This is a genomic window from Kineosporia rhizophila (genome assembly GCF_021277265.1).
Lineage (GTDB): Bacteria > Actinomycetota > Actinomycetes > Actinomycetales > Kineosporiaceae > Kineosporia > Kineosporia rhizophila.
Window position 1 is genome coordinate 214,007 of record NZ_JAJSOH010000011.1, and the last position, 22,534, is coordinate 236,540.

21 protein-coding genes are annotated in these 22,534 nt (G+C 69.2%); 9 read left to right on the top strand and 12 right to left on the bottom strand.

What is annotated here, in order from left to right; all coding sequences use genetic code 11:
• Positions 1-19 precede the first annotated feature (19 nt).
• From LWF15_RS18230 to LWF15_RS18245, 4 genes are all read left to right on the top strand, one after another.
• Positions 20-832, top strand: a complete 813-nt coding sequence (locus LWF15_RS18230; RefSeq protein ID WP_232812041.1) for an alpha/beta hydrolase — start codon at positions 20-22, stop codon at positions 830-832.
• Between the two features lie 96 nt (positions 833-928).
• The gene (locus LWF15_RS18235; protein WP_232812042.1) at positions 929-1,528 is read left to right on the top strand and encodes an ArsR/SmtB family transcription factor; all 600 of its coding nucleotides are present in this window, start codon (positions 929-931) and stop codon (positions 1,526-1,528) included.
• 89 nt (positions 1,529-1,617) lie between these two features.
• Positions 1,618-2,334, top strand: a complete 717-nt coding sequence (locus LWF15_RS18240; protein WP_232812043.1) for an ABC transporter ATP-binding protein — start codon at positions 1,618-1,620, stop codon at positions 2,332-2,334.
• Complete coding sequence (locus LWF15_RS18245) at positions 2,331-4,844, top strand: ABC transporter permease (protein ID WP_232812044.1); 2,514 nt, start codon at positions 2,331-2,333, stop codon at positions 4,842-4,844. Before LWF15_RS18240 ends, LWF15_RS18245 begins: the two co-directional genes overlap by 4 nt.
• Here LWF15_RS18245 and LWF15_RS18250 read toward each other — a convergent pair.
• On the bottom strand, positions 4,831-5,268 hold the full coding sequence (locus LWF15_RS18250) for a MarR family winged helix-turn-helix transcriptional regulator (RefSeq protein ID WP_232812045.1): 438 nt from the start codon (positions 5,266-5,268) through the stop codon (positions 4,831-4,833). The genes LWF15_RS18245 and LWF15_RS18250 overlap by 14 nt on opposite strands.
• Positions 5,269-5,440: 172 nt before the next feature.
• On the opposite strand from LWF15_RS18250, the gene LWF15_RS18255 reads away from it, so the two are divergent.
• Complete coding sequence (locus tag LWF15_RS18255; protein WP_232812046.1) at positions 5,441-6,628, top strand: MFS transporter; 1,188 nt, start codon at positions 5,441-5,443, stop codon at positions 6,626-6,628.
• A complete protein-coding gene (locus LWF15_RS18260) occupies positions 6,625-7,446 on the top strand; it encodes an aldo/keto reductase (protein ID WP_232812047.1) in 822 nt (273 codons plus the stop codon). Before LWF15_RS18255 ends, LWF15_RS18260 begins: the two co-directional genes overlap by 4 nt.
• On the opposite strand, the gene LWF15_RS18265 is transcribed toward LWF15_RS18260, so the two are convergent.
• Both LWF15_RS18265 and LWF15_RS18270 read right to left on the bottom strand, forming a co-directional pair.
• Positions 7,436-8,470 carry a flavin-containing monooxygenase gene (locus tag LWF15_RS18265; RefSeq protein WP_232812048.1) on the bottom strand — a complete coding sequence of 345 codons (1,035 nt, stop codon included), beginning with the start codon at positions 8,468-8,470 and terminating at the stop codon, positions 7,436-7,438. The two genes, LWF15_RS18260 and LWF15_RS18265, sit on opposite strands and share 11 nt — an antisense overlap.
• 27 nt (positions 8,471-8,497) lie before the next feature.
• On the bottom strand, positions 8,498-8,908 hold the full coding sequence (locus LWF15_RS18270) for a RidA family protein (protein WP_232812049.1): 411 nt from the start codon (positions 8,906-8,908) through the stop codon (positions 8,498-8,500).
• 94 nt (positions 8,909-9,002) lie between these two features.
• Here LWF15_RS18270 and LWF15_RS18275 point away from each other — a divergent pair, with 94 nt between their 5' ends.
• Complete coding sequence (locus LWF15_RS18275; RefSeq protein ID WP_232812050.1) at positions 9,003-9,500, top strand: MarR family winged helix-turn-helix transcriptional regulator; 498 nt, start codon at positions 9,003-9,005, stop codon at positions 9,498-9,500.
• Here the strand turns inward: LWF15_RS18275 and LWF15_RS18280 are convergent.
• From LWF15_RS18280 to LWF15_RS18295, 4 genes are all read right to left on the bottom strand, one after another.
• Complete coding sequence (locus LWF15_RS18280) at positions 9,484-10,236, bottom strand: amino acid ABC transporter ATP-binding protein (RefSeq protein WP_269810366.1); 753 nt, start codon at positions 10,234-10,236, stop codon at positions 9,484-9,486. The two genes, LWF15_RS18275 and LWF15_RS18280, sit on opposite strands and share 17 nt — an antisense overlap.
• A complete protein-coding gene (locus LWF15_RS18285) occupies positions 10,233-10,901 on the bottom strand; it encodes an amino acid ABC transporter permease (protein WP_285622468.1) in 669 nt (222 codons plus the stop codon). Before LWF15_RS18285 ends, LWF15_RS18280 begins: the two co-directional genes overlap by 4 nt.
• Before the next feature lie 6 nt (positions 10,902-10,907).
• Positions 10,908-11,723 carry a transporter substrate-binding domain-containing protein gene (locus LWF15_RS18290; RefSeq protein ID WP_232812051.1) on the bottom strand — a complete coding sequence of 272 codons (816 nt, stop codon included), beginning with the start codon at positions 11,721-11,723 and terminating at the stop codon, positions 10,908-10,910.
• Between the two features lie 112 nt (positions 11,724-11,835).
• A complete protein-coding gene (locus LWF15_RS18295) occupies positions 11,836-12,789 on the bottom strand; it encodes a GlxA family transcriptional regulator (protein ID WP_232812052.1) in 954 nt (317 codons plus the stop codon).
• Positions 12,790-12,924: 135 nt separating this feature from the next.
• On the opposite strand from LWF15_RS18295, the gene LWF15_RS18300 reads away from it, so the two are divergent.
• Complete coding sequence (locus tag LWF15_RS18300; protein WP_232812053.1) at positions 12,925-13,557, top strand: isochorismatase family protein; 633 nt, start codon at positions 12,925-12,927, stop codon at positions 13,555-13,557.
• Here the strand turns inward: LWF15_RS18300 and LWF15_RS18305 are convergent.
• From LWF15_RS18305 to LWF15_RS18325, 5 genes are read right to left on the bottom strand one after another with little or no spacing between them, the layout of a single operon-like run.
• Entirely contained in the window at positions 13,554-14,588 is a 1,035-nt protein-coding gene (locus LWF15_RS18305) for a LacI family DNA-binding transcriptional regulator (RefSeq protein WP_232812054.1), read from the bottom strand. The two genes, LWF15_RS18300 and LWF15_RS18305, sit on opposite strands and share 4 nt — an antisense overlap.
• A complete protein-coding gene (yicI, locus tag LWF15_RS18310) occupies positions 14,585-16,876 on the bottom strand; it encodes an alpha-xylosidase (protein ID WP_232812055.1) in 2,292 nt (763 codons plus the stop codon). Before yicI ends, LWF15_RS18305 begins: the two co-directional genes overlap by 4 nt.
• 22 nt (positions 16,877-16,898) lie before the next feature.
• A complete protein-coding gene (locus tag LWF15_RS18315) occupies positions 16,899-17,801 on the bottom strand; it encodes a carbohydrate ABC transporter permease (protein ID WP_232812056.1) in 903 nt (300 codons plus the stop codon).
• A complete protein-coding gene (locus tag LWF15_RS18320; protein WP_232812057.1) occupies positions 17,798-18,694 on the bottom strand; it encodes a carbohydrate ABC transporter permease in 897 nt (298 codons plus the stop codon). The genes LWF15_RS18315 and LWF15_RS18320 overlap by 4 nt, the downstream gene beginning before the upstream one ends.
• Positions 18,691-20,004: an ABC transporter substrate-binding protein gene (locus tag LWF15_RS18325; RefSeq protein ID WP_352396609.1), complete on the bottom strand. Its 1,314-nt coding sequence runs from the start codon at positions 20,002-20,004 to the stop codon at positions 18,691-18,693. Before LWF15_RS18325 ends, LWF15_RS18320 begins: the two co-directional genes overlap by 4 nt.
• A 290-nt stretch (positions 20,005-20,294) precedes the next feature.
• Here LWF15_RS18325 and LWF15_RS18330 point away from each other — a divergent pair, with 290 nt between their 5' ends.
• Entirely contained in the window at positions 20,295-22,298 is a 2,004-nt protein-coding gene (locus tag LWF15_RS18330) for a YibE/F family protein (protein WP_232812059.1), read from the top strand.
• Positions 22,299-22,534: the final 236 nt, after the last annotated feature.

The following is a 22,534-nucleotide window of genomic DNA, read 5'->3' on the forward strand; positions in this document are numbered from 1 at the left end:
ACTGAGAGGTCAAACGCAAATGAGCGAAACCCCCGACATCGTCGTCCTGGTCCACGGCCTGTGGGTGACTCCCCGCAGCTGGGCCGACTGGGTGGCCTACTACCAGGCCAAGGGCCTGAACGTGATCGCCCCCGCCTACCCCGGCTTCGAGATCGAGGTCGAGGCGCTGCGGGAGAACCCCGACGTGATCGCCCGGCTGACCGTGCCCGAGACGCTGGACCACCTGGAGTCGGTGATCCGCTCGGTCGAGACCCCGCCGATCATCATGGGCCACTCCTTCGGCGGCACCCTGACCCAGCTGCTGCTGGCCCGGGGCCTGGGCTCGGCCGGCGTGGTGATCGACTCGGCCCCGACCGAGGGCGTGCGGGTCACCCCGATCTCGCAGGCCCGCTCGCTGTTCCCGGCCCTGAAGAACCCGGCCAACCGTAAGCGGGCGGTGGCCTTCACGGCCGAGGAGTGGCACTACGCCTTCGCCAACACCCTGAGCGAGGAGGACTCCCGGGCCAGCTGGGAGAAGTACGCGATCGCGGCGCCCGGCCACTGGGTGTTCGAGTACGGCCTGTTCGCCAACTTCGAGCCCGGCCACCAGGACACCTGGGTGGACTACACCGCCGACCGGGCGCCGCTGCTGTTCATCGCGGGGGAGAAGGACCACATCATGCCGCCCTCGGTGAACCGCTCGAACGCCAAGCACTACGCCAAGTCGCCCGCCCTGACCGAGTACTTCGAGTTCGAGGGCCGCGACCACTGGACCTGCGGGGCGCCCGGCTGGGAGGCCGTGGCCGACCACGCGCTGGAGTGGGCCCTGAAAAACGCCGTCGTGCGTCCGTAGTCGGGGCTCCGGAAGAAGAGCGGCGGGCGCCCGGGTGCCCGCCGCTTTTTCGGGCAGGCATTGCACAAACATCTGTGCACATGTAATTGTGTACAGGTGACCTCAGAACCTGGCCGACGGGAGATCAGCGACCTCAGAACCCTGAGGGCGCTCAGTCACCCGCGGCGGTACGCGGTGTTCCAGCAGCTCTCGGTGCTGGGGCCGGCCACCTCGGCCTCGCTGGCCCGGGCGATGCAGCTGAACACCGGGGCCACCAGCTACCACCTGAGGGAGCTGGCCAAGTTCGGGTTCGTCGAGGAGTACCAGCCGCAGGAGGGGGCGCACGGCCGCGAGCGGTGGTGGCGGGTGGTCCCGGGCGACCTGCGTTTCCCGCCGCCGTCCCGGCAGACCCCGCAGATCCGAGAACTGTTCGACGAGATGAACCGGCAGGCGTACCTGGCCGACGTCGAACTGTTCGAGCAGTTGCGGCGCGAGAGCGACGGTCTGGGTGTCTGGGCCGATGCGTTCCTGTCGTCGCGCGGCACGATCCAGGTGTCCCCGGACGAGCTGAGCCAGTTCTTCGAGGAACTGATCGCCCTGGTGAACAAGTACAAGCGGGACGGTGGCGGTGACCAGACCCGCACCGTGCTGACCCGGTTCTTCGCCTTTCCAGCACCTGAACAGAGCACTGAACAGAGCACTGAACGGAACAGCTGAGCAGTTGACACCCGTGGGGGGACGAGATGGGTATGTGGGGGACATCGGGGCGGGCGTTGCGGGAAGCGTTGCCTGCGGCGGCTTTACAGATGGACGGGGTCGGCCGGGTCCACGGCAGCGGAACCAGTGCGGTGCGGGCGTTGAGGAACGTCGACCTTGCGGTCGCATCGGGCAGTTTCACGGCGGTGATGGGGCCCTCCGGGTCGGGCAAGAGCACGCTCCTGCAGTGCGCGGCCGGGCTGGACCGGCCCACCAGCGGTTCGGTCCGGCTGGCCGGCACCGATCTGACCGGGATGTCCGAGGTGGCGCTGACCCGGCTGCGACGCACCCGGATCGGGTTCGTGTTCCAGGGTTTCAACCTTCTGCCCGCGCTGACCGCCCGGGAGAACGTGACGCTCCCGCTGCGGTTGGCCCGGCAGCGGGTGCCCCGGCCCTGGCTGGATGAGGTGATCGAGCGGGTCGGCCTGGCGCAGCGGGCCGATCACCGGCCCGACCAGCTCTCCGGCGGTCAACAGCAGCGCGTCGCCATCGCCCGGGCCCTGATCACCCGCCCGGACATCATTTTCGCCGATGAGCCGACCGGTGCTCTGGACACCGTGACCGCCGGCGAGATCCTGCAGTTGCTCCGGGAGTGCGTGGACGAGGGCGGGCAGACCCTGCTGATGGTCACGCACGACCCGGTCGTGGCCGCGCACGCGCACCGGGTGGTGTTCCTGGCCGACGGTGAGATCGCCGATCAGCTGGAAGCGCCCGGCGTGCAGCAGATCTCCGACCGGCTCCAGAGTCTGCGGGGAGTGCGGTCATGATCCGGTACGCCCTGCGCACCCTGTGGTTCCGGCGCACCGCGAATCTGGCCGTCGTGGCCGCCCTGGCCCTGGCCGCGGCGCTGGTCACCGCCTGCGGCAGTCTTCTGGCCACCGGCCTGCAGGGGCAGGTGCGCACCGAGCGCTACGCGGCCGCCGACCTGATGGTCACCGGTGACCAGGCCGTGCACCAGGACAAGGTCAAGAAGAAGGACGGCGAGGTCAAGGTCAAGCGCAAGTCCAAGCCGCTGGCCGAGCGGGTCTGGCTGCCTGAGCAGGTCGTGGCGCAGGTCCGGGCCGTGCCGGGCGTGCAGCGGGCCGTTCCGGAGCTGACGTTCCCGGCCAACCCGGTGAGTGCGGCCGGAGACATCGTCGCCGGGCCGGACGGCGCCGAGGTCCTCGGGCACGCCTGGGAGTCCGCCGCCCTCACCCCCTTCACACTGGAGTCGGGCAGCGAGCCGACGGGGGAGCGGGACGTCGTCCTCGACCAGGGGCTGGCCCAGCGTTCCGGAGTGAGAACTGGCGACAGCGTCCAGATTCAGTCGGCCTCCGGACTGACCACCTATCAGGTCACAGGCCTCGCCGAGTCTGCGACCGGCGAGCTGCGCGAGCAGTCGTCCCTGTTCTTCTCCAGCACCGAGGCGGCTCGCCTGAGCGGGCGCTCCGGACAGGTGGCCACGATCGGGGTGATCGCCGAGCCGGGGGTCGAGGAGCGGCAGCTGAAGAGCGCACTCAGCAGCGCGCTGGCCGGCTCCGGGGCGCAGGTGCGTCCGGCCGCCGAGCGTGGAGCGATCGAGTTCCTCGACGCCGACCGGTCCCGGGTGCAGCTGATCAGTCTGGGCGGCGCCCTGGCCGGAACCTCGCTGATGGTCGGGCTTCTGGTGATCACCGGCATCCTCACTCTGGCGGTGCAGCAGCGCAGCCGGGAGCTCGCCCTGCTGCGGGCCATCGCCGCCACTCCGCGCCAGGCGCGCCGGCTGATCGGCGCCGAGGCACTTCTTCTCGCTGTCCCCTCCACCGTTTTCGGTGCCTTGCTCGGCCTGCCCCTTGCCTTCGTGGTGTACCGGCTCTTCGTCGGCCAGGGCATCGCCCCGGAAACCATGCCCCTGACCGTCAGTCCGTTCCCGCCCCTGGCGGCGGCCCTCGCCGTCACCCTGGGCGCCTTGGTGGCGGCCCGGCTGGCCGCCCGCCGGGTCGCGCGCATCCGTCCCGGGCAGGCGCTGGCCGAGTCTGCGACCGAGCCGGACGGCATGCCCAGGTCCCGGCTGCTCGCCGGAACCGGTTTCCTGGCCGCCGGTCTCGCGCTGCTGTTCACGCTGACCCGGCTGCACACCGAACCTGCTTCTTCGCCCGTGCTCTACCTGGCGATCATCGTGCTGTCCACGGCCGTCGCCCTGCTGGGTCCGGTCGTCACCCGGTTGGCCGTGGGAGCACTCGGCTCGGTGCTGAAATTCTCACCGGTCAGCGGTTTCCTGGCGGCCGCGGGCACCAAGGCCTACGCCCGGCGCTTCTCGGGGGCCGTCACCCCGCTGACCCTGCTGGTCGGGATGACCTGTGCCGTCCTGTTCGCCCAGACCACCATCGGGCACGCCGCCCGCAACCAGTTGGCCGAAGGCACGCTGGCCGATCTGGTGGTCGCATCGTCCGGTCCGGGAGTGCCGGCGCCGGCTGCGGAGGCCCTGCGGGCGACGCCTGGCGTGGAAACGGTGACCCAGGTCGTCCACAGCACCGTCCGGGTCGGCCTGGACAAGTACCCCATCCAGGGGGTCACACCGAACGGCCTGAACAACACCATGGATCCGGACGTGGTTGAGGGGTCTTTGGACGGCCTGGCCGACGGTGGCGTGGCGATCAGCGAGAACGCCCGCCGAACCATCGGCGGGGTGGGCAGCCGACCGGTGGTCACCCTGGGCGACGGCACCCGGGTGGAGCTGACGGTGGTCGCGGTGTACCGGCGGGGCCTGGGTTTCGGCGATCTGACCGCGGCCCACGACCTGGTGGCCGCGCACATGGACCGTCCCGCAGCCGCAACCCTCCTGGTCCGCGCTGACCCCACCGCCGCCGCAAACGTCCAAAAGGCGGTTCAGGAGTTCGCCGGGCTCAGCGTGCAGGATCAGGCCGAGGCACGCACCGGCCAGGGGGACAGTGACACCGCCGTCACCCTGATCGCGCTGGGACTGATCCTCGGCTTCACGGCCATCGCGGTGGTGAACACGCTGGCCCTGACCACCTCGGCCCGAGGTCCGGAGTACGCGCTGCTGCGCCTGATCGGGGCCACCCGGCGTCAGGTGATGGACATGCTCCGGCTGGAAACCCTTCTCCTGGTGCTGATCGCCGCAGTGGTGGGCACTCTGATCGCGGTGGCCACCCTGACCGCCTTCGCGATCGGGATGACCGGCTCCGCCGCAGTGCACCTGCCACCGGTCAGCTACGCCGCGGTGCTGGCTCTGGCCACCGCGTTGGCCCTGGGCACCACCGTGGCCTCGGCGAGGGTGGCGCTCAGAGCTCGGTGATGGTGGCCGCCAGGGCCTTCAGCTCAGGAATGCCGCCGGCCTCGGCCAGGGTCTCCTGCAACACCCGGTCATGGGTGGGGTGGGCCTGGCCTAGGAGGTCGCGGCCGGCCGGGGTGAGCTCGGTGTAGATACCCCGCCGGTCGTCCGCGCACAGGATCCGGGTGAGCAGGGCCCGGTCTTCCAGGCGGTTGACCAGGCGGGTGGTCGCGCTGCTGGACAGGGCGGCGGCGCGGGCCAGCTGCTGCATGCGCATGTGCCAGCCGTCCTGCCGGCTGAGGGCGTCGAGCACGGTGAACTCGACCACCGAGAGCCCGTGCTCACGCTGCAGCGCGCGCTCCAGCTCGCTCTCGATCAGCCCGTGCAGGGCCGCGAGCGTGCGCCACCCGCGGGCCCGGATCTCCACCGCATCGTCCGCAATTCCCACGGATGCCCACCTCCATCGCCGTCAGCACCCGAGTCTAGCAGCTTGCGCCGATATCCAGCGTGTGCAACTATCGCCAACTGTTGCGTCCGCCGATAGTTGCAGACGCGGATAGTCGCCTGGCGCAGATCAGTGCCGCGGGACGGTACACAGCAATCGTGGAAGGACCCATCCCATGCCTGTCGCGCTCTACGCGCTGGCTCTCGGCGGCTTCGGCATCGGCCTGACCGAGTTCGTGATCGCCGGTCTGCTGCCGGAGGTGGCGGCCGACTTCGACGTCTCCGAGACCACCGCCGGCTACCTGATCTCCGGCTACGCCCTCTCGGTGGCGGTCGGCGGCATCCTGCTCACCGCCCTGCTCGGCCGCCTGGACCGCAAGAAGGCCCTGCTCGGCCTGCTCATGCTGTTCATCCTCGGCAACGGGCTCTCCGCCCTGGCCGGCACCTACGAGGTGATGCTGGCCGGCCGGGTGGTCGCGGCCCTGTGCCACGGTGCGTTCTTCGGCATCGGGGCCGTGGTCGCCGCCGACCTGGTCGACGAGAAGCGCCGGGCGGCCGCCATCTCGGTGATGTTCGCCGGGCTGACCATCGCCAACGTGCTCGGGGTGCCGCTGGGCACCTTCCTCGGCCAGGCCGCGGGCTGGCGGGCCACCTTCTGGGCGATCACCGCGATCGGCGTGGTGGCCCTGGCCGGCATCCTGGCCCTGGTGCCCGCCCATCCGGCCGGCGCCCGGAACAGCAGCGTGCCGGCCGAGTTCGGCCTCTTCCGCAGCCGCCAGGTCTGGCTGTCGATGCTGGTCACCGTGCTCGGTTTCGGCGGCATGTTCGGCGGTTTCACCTACATCGCCTACACCCTCACCGAGGTCTCCGGCTTCAGTGCCGGCGCGGTGCCGTGGATGCTCGTGCTGTTCGGAGTGGGCACGTTCACCGGTAACCTGCTCGGCGGCCGGTTCGCCGACCGGGACCTGGGCCGGACCCTGGTCGTCGTGATGGCCGCGCTCGCCGCGATCCTGGCCCTGTTCGCGCTGACCGCCGGCTCTCAGGCCGCGACGATCGTGGTCATGGTCCTGATGGGCGGCTTCGGTTTCGCCACCGTGCCCGGCCTGCAGATGCGCATCATGAACTACGCCGCGCACACCCCGACCCTGGCCTCCGGGGCCAACATCGCCGCGTTCAACCTGGGCAACGCCTTCGGCGCCTGGGTGGGCGGCGTGACCCTGGCCGCCGGGCTGGGCTACACCTCACCGCTGTGGGCCGGAGCCGGGATCACACTCGCCGGTCTGGCCGTGTTCCTGCTGGCCGCCCGGGTGAAGGGCGGCGAGTTCGCCCCGGCCGAGCCCGAAATCATCAAGGAGACAGTATGATCCCGCAGATCACCCTCAACAACGGCGACCGCATGCCTCAGCTCGGCTTCGGGGTGTTCCAGGTGCCGGACGACGCGACCCAGCAGGCGGTCGAGGCGGCCCTGGCCGCGGGCTACCGCAGCATCGACACGGCCGCCGTGTACGGCAACGAGCGCGGTGTCGGAAGGGCGCTGGCTGCAGCCGGTATCGCCCGGGAAGAGCTGTTCGTCACCACCAAGCTCTGGGTGCCGGACATGGGCCGGGAGGTCACCGAGGCCGCTCTCGAGGCCAGCTTGGCCAAGCTCGGCCTGGACGCGGTCGACCTCTACCTGATCCACTGGCCCGCCCCGCGCACCGACGCCTACCTGGACGCCTGGCAGACCATGGAAAAGCTGGTGGCAGAAGGCAGGACGCGCGCGATCGGCGTGTCGAACTTCCTGCCCGAGCACCTCGACCGGCTGGTGGCGCTGGGCGGAACCGTGCCCGCGGTGAACCAGATCGAGCTGCACCCGGCCCTGCAGAACCGAGCCACCGTCGCGGCCAATCAGAAGCTGGGCGTGGCCACCGAGGCCTGGAGTCCGCTGGCCCAGGGCGCGGTGCTCAGCGATGAACCGGTCACGGCGGCTGCGCGGGCGCACGGTGTCAGCCCGGCTCAGGTCGTGCTGCGCTGGCACCTGCAGAAGGGCAACGTGGTGATCCCGAAATCGGTCACCCCGAAGCGGATCTCCGAGAACTTCGACGTCTTCGGCTTCGAGCTGACCCAGGCGGAGATGGATGCTGTGGACGGCCTGGACCGCGACGGCCGCACCGGTCCCCACCCCAGCTCTTTCAACGGCTGACCAGGGCTCGGGCCAGGGCGCCGACGGCGGCCCGCCCGGCCCGGTTGGCGCCCACGGTCGACTGCGAAGGGCCGAAACCGATGAGGTGAACCCGCGGCTCATCGGCCACCTGGGTGCCGATGAGCCGGATGCCGCCCTCGGGAGTCCGTAGTCCCAGCGGGTCGAGGTGGCTCAGAGACGCCTTGAAACCCGTTGCCCAGAGCACGGTGTCGACCGGTGTGAACGACCCGTCCGCCTCCCGCACTCCTTCGGGTTCCAGAGCGGTGAACATAGGACGTCGGTGGAGGGCCCCGCGGTCGCGGGCCGCGAGCGCGTACGGGGTCCAGATCAAACCCGTATAAGAGACGACACTTCCGGTGGGCCGGCCGGCCTCCACATCGGCGACCACCTTGGCAATGGTCTCCCGGCCGGCCACCTCGGGCTCGAAACCGTCTTCCCGGAAGACCGGTTCGCGGCGGGTGTACCAGAACGTCTCGGCGGTGCGGGAGATCTCCTCGAGTAGCTGGATCGCGGAGATCCCGCCGCCCACGACCGCCACCCGCTGACCGGTGAACTCGTCGGCCGAGACGTAGTCGCGGGTGTGCAGTTGCCGGCCCCCGAAGCGGCCGGGGTAGTGCGGCCGCACCGGGTTGTCCCAGGTGCCGGTGGCATTGATGATCGCCTCGGCCGACCAGTCACCCCGGTCGGTGCTGATCCGGAAGCCGGATCCTTCCCGCTGCACCTGCCGGACCCTGACCGGCCGCAGGATGGGCAGGCCGAGCGCACGTTCGTAGTCCGCGAAGTACTGCGGTACGGCCGTGCGGCTCGGCTCTTCGGGGTTCTGGGGCGGCCGGGGGAAGCCGGGCAGATCGAAGATCCCGTTGACCGTCTCCATCCGCAGCGACTCCCAGCGGTGACGCCAGGCCCCGCCCGGACCGGACTCCGCGTCGAACATCACGAAGTCCAGTCCTCGGCGCTGCAGGTGGTACCCGGCCGACAGACCGGCCTGACCGGCTCCGACCACGGCCACCGCCACCCTGTCCATGTCCCGTGAAGGAGGCCCGGGGGCAGGCTATTCCGCGGTGACCACGGCCGTGACGCGGATCTCGATGTGCATGGTGGGCAGTCCGAGCGCGGTGACGCCCACCTGGGTCCAGATCGGCGCCCGGTCCGGCATCCGGCGGCGGTACTCCTCCACGATCACCGGGTTGTGGTGCTCGGACATCGTCTGCCCCTCGCCCAGCACGTGGTACGAGTTCACGTGGATCACGTCGCTCCAGGTCGCCCCGGCGGTGTTCAGGGTGCGCTCGACGTTCTCGAAGGCGCGGCGGATCTCGTCCTCCAGGGACTCCGGGATGACGAAGTCGTCGTCCCAGCCGCCCTGGCCGGAGATCTCCACCCGGTCGCCGATCCGGACCGCCTGGTTGTAGTGGAGCAACTCGAGGGCCTTCTCGCCGTAGCCGGGCGTGGCGGTGAACTGCATGACGTTTCCTCCTGATGACTTCATGTGTGAAGTGAAGCTAACACGCCGATCACTTCAAGCGTCAAGTCATTGAGGAAATCGGTACCCTGGCTGCATGAGCACTGCCGAGCAGCCCCGGTGGCTGAACGCCGACGAGAAGGAGGCCTGGACCGGCCTGATCTCGCTGATGCTGCTGCTGCCCGGCCGCCTGGAGGCACCGCTTCAGCGGGTGGGCGGCCTGAGCCTGTTCGAGTACATGGTCCTGAGCCAGATGTCCGACGCCCCCGAGCGCCGGCTGCGGATGAGCGAGCTGGCGTTCCTGGCCAGCGGCTCGCTGTCGCGTCTGTCGAACGTGGTCAAGCGCTTCGAGAAGAAGGGCTGGGTGGAGCGCTACCCCGACCCGTCGGACGGCCGGTACACGATCGCCGCGCTCACCGAAGAGGGCTACGCGGTGGTGGTCGAGACCGCACCGGCGCACGTGGAGTCGGTGCGCCAGTACGTCTTCGACAAGCTCGATGCCGCCGACCGCCGGGCGCTGTCGCGGATCGCCGAGAAACTCCGGGTCCGGCCGGTGGACCTGGGCCCGGAGGAGCGGCTCAGATCGGGTCGTTGATGCGGTGCAGGAAGCGCCGCGTGCGCTCGTGCTCCGGGTTGTCGAGCACCTGTGCCGGGGTGCCGTGCTCGACCACCACACCGCCGTCCATGAACAGCACCTGGTCGGCCACCTGCCGGGCGAACCGCATCTCGTGCGTCACCACGACCATCGTCCAGCCCTCGGAGGCCAGGCTTTTCATCACCGAGAGCACCTCGCCGACCAGTTCCGGGTCGAGGGCGGAGGTGGGCTCGTCGAACAGCATCAGCCGGGGCTTGATGGCCAGCGCCCGGGCGATGCCGACGCGCTGCTGCTGACCACCGGAGAGCTGGTACGGGTACTGCTCGGCCTTCTCGGCCAGACCGACCCGTTCCAGCAGCGTCAGCGCCTCGGCCCGCACCTCGGCCGCCGGGCGCTTCTGCACCACGATCGGGCCCTCGGTGACGTTGCGCAGCACGCTCAGGTGCGGGAACAGGTTGTGGTGCTGGAAGACCATCCCGCTCTGCGCCCTGAGCCTGGTCAGAGCCCGCCGGTCCGGCTTCGCGGCGAAGTCGACACCGACGTCCCCGATCTGCACTGTGCCCTGGTCGGGCACCTCCAGACCGTTGAGCGAACGCAACACGGTGGTCTTGCCCGACCCGGACGGTCCGACCAGCACCGTCACCGAACCGGCGGGCGCCGAGAGGTCGATACCGCGCAGCACGTGGTTGTCGCCGAACGACTTGTGCAGCCCCCGGACTTCCAGCAGATCGGTCATGAGGCCACGTACCTGTCCAGTCGGGTTTCCAGCCGGGTCTGGGCGAACGACAGCACCAGGCAGACCACCCAGTAGTAGACCGCCGCCACGCTGTAGAGGGTGAAGAACTCGAAGGTCGGGGCGGCCAGTTCCTGGGCCTTGCGCAGGGTTTCGGTGACCAGGATGGTGGAGGCCAGCGAGGTGTCCTTGACCAGCGAGATCAGCGTGTTCGACAGCGGCGGGACGGCCACCCGGCTGGCCTGCGGCAGGATGATCCGCCGCATCGTGGTCGGGTAGTTCATGCCGACGGTCAGCGCCGCCTCGTGCTGTCCGCGCGGCACCGAGAGGATGGCCGCCCGGATGATCTCGGCCGCGTAACCACCCACGTTGAGGGTGAACGCGATGCACGCACTGGGGAACGGGTCGATCGTCGCGCCGAGCGAGGGCAGGCCGTAGAAGATGATGAAGAGCTGCACCAGCAGCGGCGTTCCGCGGATCACCGAGACGTAGGCCCGGGCGATTGCCGAGACCGGCCAGAACGGTGACAACCGCATCAGTGCGACGACCAGCGCCACCACCAGGCCCAGCACGAAGCTGACGGCGGTGAGCGGGATGGTGCCCTTGATCATCCCCTCGGTCAGGGGGCCGAGCGAGCTCCGGATCAGCTCGACGGTCGACTCGTCCACCTAGGCTCAGCTCTCGGTCGAGGACTCGACGGAGACGTCGGTGCCGAAGTACTTCTGCGAGATCTCGGCCAGCGTGCCGTCGGCCGCCAGCTCCTTCAGCGCGGTGTCGAACTCGGCGGCCAGGTCGCTGCTGTCCTTGCGGAAGGCGAACGCCTGCTGGTTGACCTCGCCGATCGTGCCGGAGATCTTGACGTCCTTGTCGCCGCTGGTGTTCAGGTACTCCAGCACGGCCAGGTTGTCGTTCAGGGTGACGTCGACCCGCTTCTGCTTGAGCAGGGCGACGGACTGGGTGAGCCCCTCGACGGCCTCCACCTTGGCGCCGGCCGCCTCGGCCGCCTCGCCCCAGTTGCTGGTGGCCGACTGGGCGGCGGTCTTGCCCTTGAGGTCGGCCTCGGTGGTGATCGAGGTGTCGCCGGCCTGGGTCACGATCACACCCTGGGAGTAGGTGTACGGCGCGGAGAAGGTGTATTTGGCCTCGCGCTCGGGGTTGACCGTGACCTGGTTGGCCACCACGTCGAAGCGCTTGGCCTCCAGCCCGGCGAAGATCGAGTCCCAGTTGGTCTCGGAGAACTCGACCTCACGGCCGAGCTTCTCGGCGACCGCCTCGACCACCTCGACGTCGTAGCCGGTGAGCTCGTTGGTGCCCTCCTCGTGGAAGGTGAAGGGGGCGTAGGTGCCCTCGGTGCCGACCTTCAGCGGGTCCTTGCTGCCGCCGTCGGAGCCGCCGGAAGCGCTGTCCGTGTCACTGTCACTGCCGCAGGCGGCCAGGCTCAGCGCCATCAGTGCGGCGGCGGAGACGGCGAGGAACCTCTTGCTGGTCATCGGACAAACCCTTCATTTTCGACAGAGATGGTAAGGATGGCATCCCTGTCGGCACACTGTGAAATCGACCAGGAGCGTAACGCGGATTCGCGCAGTTGCTGGTTTGGGGTGGTCATACCTCTGCTTGGCTACGGAATGTCCGCCGGTAACCGGCCGGAGAGGTGGCGAACCGGGCGGCGAAGTTCTGCCGCAGGGTCACCGGACTGCCGAAGCCGCAGGCCTGGGCGATCCGGTCGACTCCCCAGTGGGTGGTCTCCAGCAGCAGGCGGGCCTCGTCGAGGCGGCGGTCGGTGACCCAGCGGGCCGGGGTGGTGCCGGTGGCCTCGCGGAAGCGGCGCACGAAGTTACGGCGGCTCATGGTCGCCCGGGCGGCCAGGTCCTCCAGGGTGAGCGGCTGGTCCAGGCGGGTGAGGGCCCAGGCCAGCACCTCGGCGATCGGGGCGTCGGTGTCGGCGTTGATCACCGGGCGCTCGATGTACTGCGCCTGCCCGCCCTCCCGGTGCGGGGCGACGACCAGGCTGCGGGCGACCCGGTTGGCGTGGGTCACGCCGAGGTGCTTGCGCACGACGTGCAGGCAGGCGTCGATGCCGGAGGCGGTGCCGGCCGAGGTGAGCACGTCGTCGTGGTCGATGTAGAGCACCCCGCTGTCGACGGTGATGCCGGGGTGGCGGTCGGCCAGCTCCTGGGTGGCGCTCCAGTGGGTGACGGCCGAGCGGCCCTCCAGGAGACCCGCCTGGGCGATCGGGAAGGCGCCCAGGCAGAGCCCGATGACCGTCGAGCCGGTGGCATGAGCGGAATTGATGACGTTTGTGAGCCCCGATTCCGCGGGAGCGAGGCTTTCGTGCCAGGAGGGGATGACGACGATGTCGGCGCCCACCGTCGTGCCCGGCCCGCCCAGCCCGGCGACCGCGTAACCCTCCGCGGTGGTGATGCCCCGGCCGTCGGTGGACCACAGCTGCGTGGTCCACTCGCCCAGCCCGAGCTTGGTCACCTCGCCGAACACCAGCTGGGGAGCGGCGAGGTGAAACATGGAGACGCCGTCGAAGGCGTGGATCGCGATGCGCATCGGTGGGGGAGTACCCGGCCTTCCTGGGTCCGCTTCTCTTGGCCTGATCTCATCGCAATTATGCATTCGGGCCACTCGTCAGGGCCCCGGTCAGGCGTGAAGCTCTTGGTAACGCCGAACGAGAAGGAGCTAACGATGAGCACCCCCAAGCGCGCCCTGGTCGTGGTCGACGTCCAGCAGGAGTACTTCGACGGTCCGCTGGAGATCCAGTACCCGCCGCGCGAGACCTCTCTCCAGCAGATCGTCCAGGTCATCCGGACCGCCCAGGACCTCGGTCTGCCGATCGCCTACGCCCAGCACACCGCCCCGGCCGACAGCCCGGTGTTCGCCGAGGGCTCGGCCGGCTGGCAGCTGCACCCCGAGATCGAGGCCCTCGTCGGGGACAGCAAGCGGTTCACCAAGGAGTTCGGAAGTGTCTACGCCGGAACCGGTCTCGCCGACTGGCTGCGCGAGCAGGGCGCCGACACGATCACCCTGACCGGCTACATGACCCACAACTGCGACCTGGCCTCCTCGGTCGAGTCCGAGGGGCTCGGGTTCACCGCCGAGATCCTGTCCGACGCCACCGGGGCCACCCACCTGGCCAACGAGGCCGGGCACGTGAGCGCGCAGGACCTGCACACCACGCTGATGACGTTGTTCAACGCCAACTTCGCGGCGGTGGCCACGGTGGACCAGTGGACGGACGCGGCCCGGTCCGGCCGCGCGCTGGCCAAGAACGACCTGGTGACGTCGGCGGTGACCGGGCGTCAGAAGTTCAGTTCCTAGGGGTGGACGTAGGGCGGGGCGGTGCTCCGTCTGATCAGCAACTCGGTGTCGTCGGACCCGGCGCCGGTCTCGCCGGGATCACTGGCCGGTTTGCCGATCCGGGCCAGCAGGGTGTCCACCAGCCCCCGCCCGTGCCGGGCGTAGTCCACCTTCACGGTGGTCAGGGGCGGGCGCAGGTAGCCGCTCTCGGGGATGCCGTCGAACCCGGTGACGCTGATCCGGCCGGGCACGTCGATGCCGTGCTCGTCCAGGGCCAGCAGCGCGCCCAGGGCCATCTGGTCGTTGCCGCAGACCAGCGCCGTGATCTCGCCGAGCTGGTGCGGGCCGAGCTCCCGCACGGCCTGGGCGCCGGAGGCGGCCGACCAGTCCCCGGCCAGCTCGGTCACCAGTTCCAGACCGTGCTGGGCCAGGGCCGCCCGGACCGCCTCCGAGCGCCGCCGGGCCGCCAGCCAGGTGGGCGAACCACCCAGGTAGGCGACCCGGCGGTGGCCGAGCCCGGCCAGATGCTCTGCCACCAGCGCCATCCCACGCTCGCTGAGCGTCGCCCCCTGGCCCGGGTCGGGCTCCAGTTCCATCACCATCGGCACACTGATCAGGGACGGCGCGTCGGCCTTGCCCAGCAGCCGGTCCACCGGCGCGAACGCCAGCAGCCCGGCCACGTCGGCCCGGTCGAGCAGCCCGAGCGCCCGCTGGATCGCCTGCTCGTCACCCGGGTGCAGGCTGACGATCTCCAGCAGGTACCCGGCCTCGGCGGCCCGCTGGGTGGCACCCTGCACGGTCTTGCTCGGACCCACCTCCTGCAGCTCGAACACCAGCGCCCCGATCCGGTTGGCCTGGCTGGTGGCCAGGGCCCGGGCCGTGGTGTTGGGGCGGTAGCGCAGGGTCTGGATCGCTGCCGAGACCCGCTGCAGCGTCTCCGGACGGAACTTGCCCTGCCCCCGCAGCACCATGGCGACCGTCTGGTGCGAGACCCCCGCCTCCTTGGCCACGTCGTAGATCGTCGGACGACGGGCCGGAGGCTCAGACTTCACCGCAGCACTGCCCGTCCGTTCTCTGCGGCGACCCGCTCGCCGCCGGGCAGAGCAATACCCCAGTCGGTGCCGGCCTCCGACTCGGCGACGATCTCGTCGCCGCCGCGGCGCACGGTGAACCCCACTCCCGGACCATGACCGGTGAGAATATCCACCCGGCGCTCCCAGTCGTCGGCAGTGCCGTCTGCATTGCCCGGGTTGACCACCAGGGTCAGCCCTTCCAGGTGGTCGGTGTCCGGCCGTTCCTCGCTGGCCCCCAGGGCCACCACGCCGCCGGGGCGCACCAGCAACGGCAGCGAGTCCACCTCGTGCCGCTCCCGCAGCCAGCGGCCGCCGGTGACCTTCTCGCCGGTGAGCAGGCGGACCCACTCGCCCTCGGGCAGGTAGTACTCCACCTCGCCCTCCGGGTCGAACACCGGCGCCACCAGCAGGTCGGGGCCGAGCATGTACTGCCGGTCCAGATAGGCCACGGCCGGGTCGTGCGGGAACTCCAGGATCATCGACCGCATCACCGGGGTGCCGCTCACGTGTGCCTGCCGGCCTGCGGCCAGCAGGTAGGGCGCCAGGCGGGACTTGAGCCGGGCGAACTTGCGCGTGACCGCCACCGCGCCGTACTCGCCCTCGCTGTCAGCTGAGCCACTGTCGACCAGCCACGGCACCCGGTAGGAGTTGTTCCCGTGGAACCGGCTGTGGCTGGACAGCATGCCGAACGCCGTCCACCGCTTGAACAGGGTCGCGTCCGGCGTGCCCTCGAAGCCACCGATGTCGTGACTCCAGTAGCCGAAGCCGGACAGGCCCAGACTCAGCCCCCCGCGCAGGGTCTCGGCCATCGAGATGTAGGTGGCGGTGTTGTCGCCGCCCCAGTGCACCGGGAACTGCTGGCCCCCGGCGGTCGCCGAGCGGGCGAACACGACCGCCTCGCCGCGTCCCTTGACCTCCTCGATCACCTCGAACACGGCCCGGTTGTAGTTCTGCGTGTAGAGGTTGTGCAGCCGCTCGGGGTCGCCCCCGGAGTGATGGACCACGTCGGTGGGCACCCGCTCGCCGAAGTCGGTCTTGAAGGCGTCCACCCCCTCGGCCATCAGCCGGCGCAGGTGGCCCTGGTACCAGGCCACCGCGTCCGGGTTGGTGAAGTCGACCAGGCCCATCCCGGCCTGCCACTGGTCGGTCTGGAAGGTGCTGCCGTCCGGGCGCTTCAGCAGGAAGCCGGCCTCGGAGGCCTCGTCGAACAGCACCGAGCGCTGGCCGATGTACGGGTTGATCCAGACGCAGACCCGGATGTCCTTCTGCTTCAGCCGCTTCAGCATGCCCACCGGGTCGGGGAAGACCCGTGGGTCCCAGGTGAAGTCGGTCCAGCTGTACTCGCGCATCCAGAAGCAGTCGAAGTGGAACACGCTGAGCGGGATCTCCCGCTCGATCATGCCGTCGACGAAGTGGTTGACCGTCTCTTCGCTGTAGTCGGTGGTGAAACTCGTCGACAGCCAGGTGCCGTAGCTCCAGGCCGGCACCTCGGCCGGGCGGCCGGTCAGCGCGGTGTACCGGTCCAGCACGTCCTTCGGCTCCGGACCGCCGATCACCAGGTACTCGAGCGACTCGCCCTCGATCGAGAACTGGACGCGCTCGACCGCCTCGGAACCGATCTCGAACGAGACCAGGCCGGGCTCGTTGACCAGGACGCCGTAGCCACGGTTGGTCAGGTAGAAAGGAACGTTCTTGTAGGCCTGCTCACTGGACGTACCCCCGTCGGCCATCCAAACGTCCACTGTCTGGCCGTTCTTGACCAGCGGGCCGAAACGCTCACCCAGGCCGTAGATCGCCTCGCCCACGCCGAGGCTGAGCTGCTCGTGGAGGTAGGTCTTCCCCTCGGTCTGCATCAGGCCGAGCGAACGGTTCCCGCTGCTGGTGATCGGTTTTCCGTCGAACAGGAAGGTCAGGTTCCAGGGGGTGCCCCGCTCCAGCCGGGCTTCCAGCCGACCCGACCGGAGCACCGCGGTGGTGCCGTCGTACTCCGCCTGGCCACCGGCGTCCTCTGGTGTGTTCAGTTCGAACCGCTGCAGCTCCCTGCCTCCGGTGTGGTGCGACACCCGCACCCGGATCACCTCGGGGGCCGCGACGCTCAGGGTCACCGTGAGCACGGCCGCGTTCAGCGTGTCCCCGCGGTGGTTGACCACCTTGGTGGCGCCGATGACGGTCAGGGTGTCCGGCGTGGCCTCGACGTCGTAGACCTCGCGGGCATAGGTGGCGTTGACGCCCTCGCGGGTGTGCCAGTAGCCGTCGGTGAATCTCATCGGTATGACAGCCCTTTCGTCGTTACTTGATCGCACCGGCGGTGAGGCCGCGGGTCAGGGTGCGCTGGAAGAGCAGGAAGAAGATCAGGGTCGGCGCGATCCCGAGCAGGGCCGAGGCGCTGATCGTGGTCACGTTCATGATCCGCTCGCCCTGCAGGGTCGCGATGCCCACCTGGACGGTCTGGTTCTGCTCGCTGACCAGGAAGGACAACGGGATCAGGAACTCGTTCCAGGTCCAGATGAAGAAGAACACGGCGAGCACGGCCAGGGTCGGCCGGCAGACCGGCACCACCACCCGCCAGAGGATCTGCCGGCGGTTGGCCCCGTCGAGCTGGGCCGCCTCCAGCAGTTCCCGGGGGAACGCGCCGAACACGCTGGCCAGCAGGTAGGTGCCGAAAGCCCCGTGGATCACCACGAAGACGATGACCACCGACCAGACGGTGTCGTACAGGCCGACGTCCTTGAACATGATGTAGAGCGGGTAGAGCAGCGCCTCCTGGGGGACGATGGTCGCCAGCAGGAAGGCGACCAGGACCCACATGCGTCCCTTGATCCGGCCGATGCCCAGCGCGTAGGCGTTGAGGATCGAGATCAGGACCCCGAACACCGCCACCGCACTGGAGATCAGGATGCTGTTCCAGACCTTCTGCGGGAAGTTGACCGCGTTCCAGAAGGTCTTGATGCCGTCCAGGTAGATCTCGGTCGGGAAGCTCAGCGGGCCGCCCTCGGCGAAGTCCTGCGGAGACTTCACCGCGTTCAGCAGGACCAGCAGCAGGGGAGCGGCCATGACCACGGCGACCAGGACGGTGAAGCCCAGGGCGAACCATTCCAGGCCGGTCCGGCGCCGCCGTTTGTTCTGCGGAAGAACGCGTTCGGTGAGGCTCGCCTCGTCCGTAGTTCGTATTTCTGACTGATTGAGGCTCATCGCTCCTCCTCGGCGGCCAGGCGGAACTGGGCCCGCACGAAGAACACGGCAACGATCAGCACGACCACGGTGAGGGCGGTGGCGATGGTGGCGCCGTAGCCGACCCGCTGGGCGGTGAAGAACTCGGTGTAGGCGTAGTAGCTCGGCACCACCGTGGAGTCGCCGGGCCCACCCCGGGTCAGCGCGTAGACCGGGCCGAACACCTTGAGCGCGGCCACCGTGCAGGTGAGCACCACCACGAAGATCTCCGGACGGATGCCGGACAGGGTGATCGCCCGGAACCGCTGGAACCAGTTGGCCCCGTCGAGTTCGGCCGCCTCGTACAGCTGCGGGTCGATCCGCTGCAGCGCCGACATGAACACCACCACCGGATAACCGATCTGGATCCAGACCAGGACGGCGCCCACCGAGAGCAGAGCGGTGTCGGGGCTGCCCAGCCAGTTGTGGCCCTCCAGGCCGATCCCGGTCAGGAGCTCGTTCAGCGCGCCGTCACCGGGCCGCAGGATCCACCCGACCACGATCGCCGCGATCGCGATCGGGAGGATCTGCGGCAGGTAGTACACCGCCCGCAGCAGCCCGGCCACCTTGCCGTTGAACCGGCGCCCGACCAGGTCGAACAGCAGCGAGGCGAGCACCAGGCCGAACAGCGTGGGCAGGACCACCATGGCCACGACCATGGCGACGCTGTGCTGGAAGCTGGCCCAGAACGCGCTGTCCTGGGCCAGTTCCCGCCAGTTGTCCAGTCCGGTCCAGATCGGCGGCCGGATGCCGCGGTACCGGGTGAAACTCAGGTAGACGTTCCAGACCAGCGGCACCACGACGATCAGGGTGAGCAGGGCGGCGCCCGGGATCAGGTAGAGCCAGTAGCCCGCCCGGCCGCGTTCTCTGATCACCCCGCGATCTCCTTGATGCCCTTGTCGTAGTCGGCCTGCATCTGGTCGAGCGCCTCGTCCACCGACTTGGTGCCGTTCACCAGTTCCTGCAGCGAGGAGTTCAGGTCGGCGTAGAACGTGGGGGCCGGCCAGTCCGGGTAGAAGGCCAGGCCGTCCTGCTCGGTCAGGGTGTTGAAGTTCTGGATCAGTTCCTTGGACTTCTCGTCCTCGATCGCCGACTCCTCGGCCGCGACCGGGATCCCGCCGTTGTTGCCCAGCAGGTTCTGGATCTCGGGCGACATGGTGATGTCGATGAACTTGTAGGCGAGGTCCTTGGCGTCGGAGTTCTCCGGCACGACCCACAGGTTCCCGGACGACCCGGGCGACAGCTTCGCCTCAGGGAACAGGAACGTGCCCCAGTCGAACTTGGCGTCGGTGGTGAAGGTTCCGTACCACCAGCTGCCGGAGAAGAAGATCGGGTACTTCTCGGCGATGAACGCGTCCCCGACGTCCTGGGCCTTCAGGCCGGTGGAGTCCTTGGAGATGTAGCCCTTGTCCACCCATTCCTTCAGGGTGGTGGCGGCGTACGTCCAGGCCTCGTCGTGGAAGTCGGCCGGGGCGGTGTAGGTCTGGTAGTCGGTGACCCACTGGCGGTCGGCCTTGGTCAGCGCGAGCTGGTAGAGCAGCTGGCCGAGCGGGTACTCGGTGGCCGACTCGGCCAGCGGAGTGATGCCCTTGGCCTTGAACGCCTCCAGCACCTGGGTGAACTCGTCCAGGGTGGTCGGCACCTCGAGGCCGTTCTCCTCGAAGAGTTCCTTGTTGTAGTACACCTGCACGTACTCGCCGTAGTTGGGCACGCCGTAGTAGTTGCCGCTGCCCATCACGCCGAGGTCGCTGTACTTGGCCGTGGTCTGGATGCTGGGGGCGAGCTTGTCCTCCCAGCCGTAGGCCTCGACCGCGCCGTTCAGGTCGGTCAGCAGGCCCTGGCTGGACAGCAGGCCCGAGGTGGCGTTGCCCTTGTTGTACTCCATGACGTCGGGGGCGGCGTCGGAGTTGAGCACCTGGCTGGCCGAGGTGTTGATCTGCTCGAAGCTCTTGAGCTGGAAGTCGACCTTGGCCCCGGTCTCGGCGGTGAACTTCTCCATCGCCTTCTCCCAGGCGATGCCCATCGCGCTGGCGTCGTTCTCGTAGTGCCAGATGGTCAGGGTCTGGCCCTCACCCTTCGGGGCCGTGTCGACCTCCTCGCTGCTGCTGCCCGAGGAGTCGCTGCCGCCGCTGCAGGCGCTCACCAGCAGGGCCGCAGTAAGGGCGAACGCGCCCCCGGCGACCATTCGTCGTTGTTTCACCGGGACGACCTCCTTGTCCGGGCGCCGTCCTTGGCGCCTCCGGCTGACCTGCATGTTTGCCAGGTTTATCGGTAAAGGACGTTAGCGGTAAACCAAGGCGGCAGGCGACGGTGCGGAGGCAATTTGTCGACGAACGGTCGGGTTCGGACTGGCTTTCCTGGTCAGGTCGTGCTGGGCCGACCGTCCCCGGTGGCGCGGTCCGGGGCACCTCTTGCCGGCCCTGGACACCCGGCGTCGCCTGGACAGTGAAAAGCGTTCTCAATAGGTTCGCTGTCATGGGCTCCCATCACGGTCACGGTTCAGGGAGCGACGACTTCAGGATCGGCCGGCGTGCGCTCACCTGGCTTCTGGTGGTCCTCGTGCCGATGCTGGTCGCCACGCTCGTCGGCCTGGTGATGCTCTGGCCCACGGGCACACCACCGGTCGCCGAGTCGGTGGCCGCGCTCGGTGAGGTCTCGGAGGACGTGTACTCGGCCACCGTCACCAAGACAGCGGCCTTCGAGTGCGAGGGCTCCTCCAGCGATCGTCTGCCCGACGGTTCGATTCCGGCCACGGCCCTCTGCGCATCGGTGGACGCGCGGATCGATGCCGGGCCCGACGAGGGGCAGACCGTCACGGTGCAGATCCCGCCGCAGGTGTATCGCGCCGGGATCAGCCCGGGGGACGGCGTCCGGGTCGCGCGGTATCCAGGCGATCTGGTGGACGAAAGTGCTGACGCTGCCACGGTGAACCCGGAGGCGCTGGAGGACGGCACGGTCTACGCCTGGGTCGACTTCTCCCGGTCCTTCCCGCTGGTGCTGCTCGCCGTGGCCTTCGCAGTGCTGGTCGTGGCGGTGGGGCGGTTGCGTGGTCTGGCCGCCATCCTCGGTCTTGCGCTGAGCTACGTCACGGCCGTCAAGTTCATGCTCCCGGCCCTGCGGCTGGGCGAGAACCCGGTGGCGGTGGCCATGGTCGGCTCGATCGCGGTCATGACGGTGGTGCTCTACCTGGCCCACGGGGTGTCGGCGAAGACCACCACGGCCCTGTTGGGCACGATCTTCGGCCTGGCCCTGATGGCCGGACTGGCGCAGTGGGCCTCCGACATTGGGCACCTGAACGGCCTGAGCTCGGAGGAGAACTACACCCTGGCCCAGCTGACCGGGATCACGAACCTGTCCGGGGTGATCCTCTGCGGCATCATCGTGGCCGGGCTGGGCGTGCTGAACGACGTGACGATCACCCAGGCCTCGGCCGTCTGGGAGGTGCGGGCCCATGCGCCGGAGCTGGGTTTCCGAGAGTTGTTCGTCAGCGGGATGCGCGTGGGCCGGGACCACCTGGCCTCGACGGTGTACACGATCGCCTTCGCCTACGCCGGTGTGGCCATGCCTACGCTGATCCTGATCGACCTCTACCACCAGCCGCTGGGTCAGGTGCTCACCGGTGGCCAGCTCGCCGAGGAGATCGTGCGGACGCTGGTCGGGGCGATCGGGCTGATCCTGTCCATCCCGGTCACCACGGCGGTGGCGGCGGTGATCGTGGCTTCTTCGAGGGAGCCGGCTGGGGTGTTGGGTGGTGCTGAGCGGGGTGGGGCTGAGCTGGGTGGGGCTGAGCTGGGTGGTGCTGAGCGGGCTGAGCGGGGTGAGCAGGACGGTGACCGTGCCGGCTCCGGCAGCCGGGCGGGTTACGGCGATGCGGCCGGATATGCAGGTGGGGTCGGCTATTCGGATGGAGTGGACTACGCGGACCCTGCTGGTCATCCGGAGCTTGCCGGCAATCCGGAGCTTGCTGGCGATCTGAAGCCTGTTGGCTATCGCGGTGCTGCTGGTGGTCCGGAGCCTGTTGGCTATCGCGGTGCTGCTGGTGGTCCGGAGCCTGTTGGCTACCGCGATCCCGCTGGCGGCCCGGAGTCCGTCGGCTACCGCGGTGCTGCTGGTGGTCCGCAGCCTGTTGACTACCGCGGTGCTGCTGGTGGTCCGGAGCCCGTCGGCTACCGCGACCCTGCTGGCTATCCGGATCGTTCTGGCTACGCCGATCCGGCTGGCTACGTCGATGCGGACCAAGCCGGTCCGGCTGGCTACACCGGTCCGGCCGACCATGCCGGTGCGGCTGGCCACACAGGTCCGGCCGGAAACGCCGGTCCGGCCGGCTACACCGGTGCGGTTGGCTATCGGAATGCCTCCAGCCCGAGGGATGACGTCCAGCCGGATGAGCACCCCTCGCACCAGTCGGGTCCGAGCACCGGCAGCGTTGGGGAGACCAGGCGCCAGCGGCGAAAGCGTGAGGCGTCGGGCCAGGAGTGAAGTTGAGCCAGGAGTGAAGTCGGGCCAGGAGTGAAGTTGGGCCAGGAGTGAATCTGCCTGGGAGCACCCTGTCCGGAGGCAACCTGCCCCGCTAGGTGTCCCTGTTAGGTATCCGCGCTGGGGTGGTCCATCTGCTCCTGGTCGCCGAAGCTGCGGTCAGAAGGGCGGCTCTCCCCACACTTCCTCTGGATCGGCGGCCCCGACTGGCGGACGCGGTGCCACCCGCCGTAGCTCGC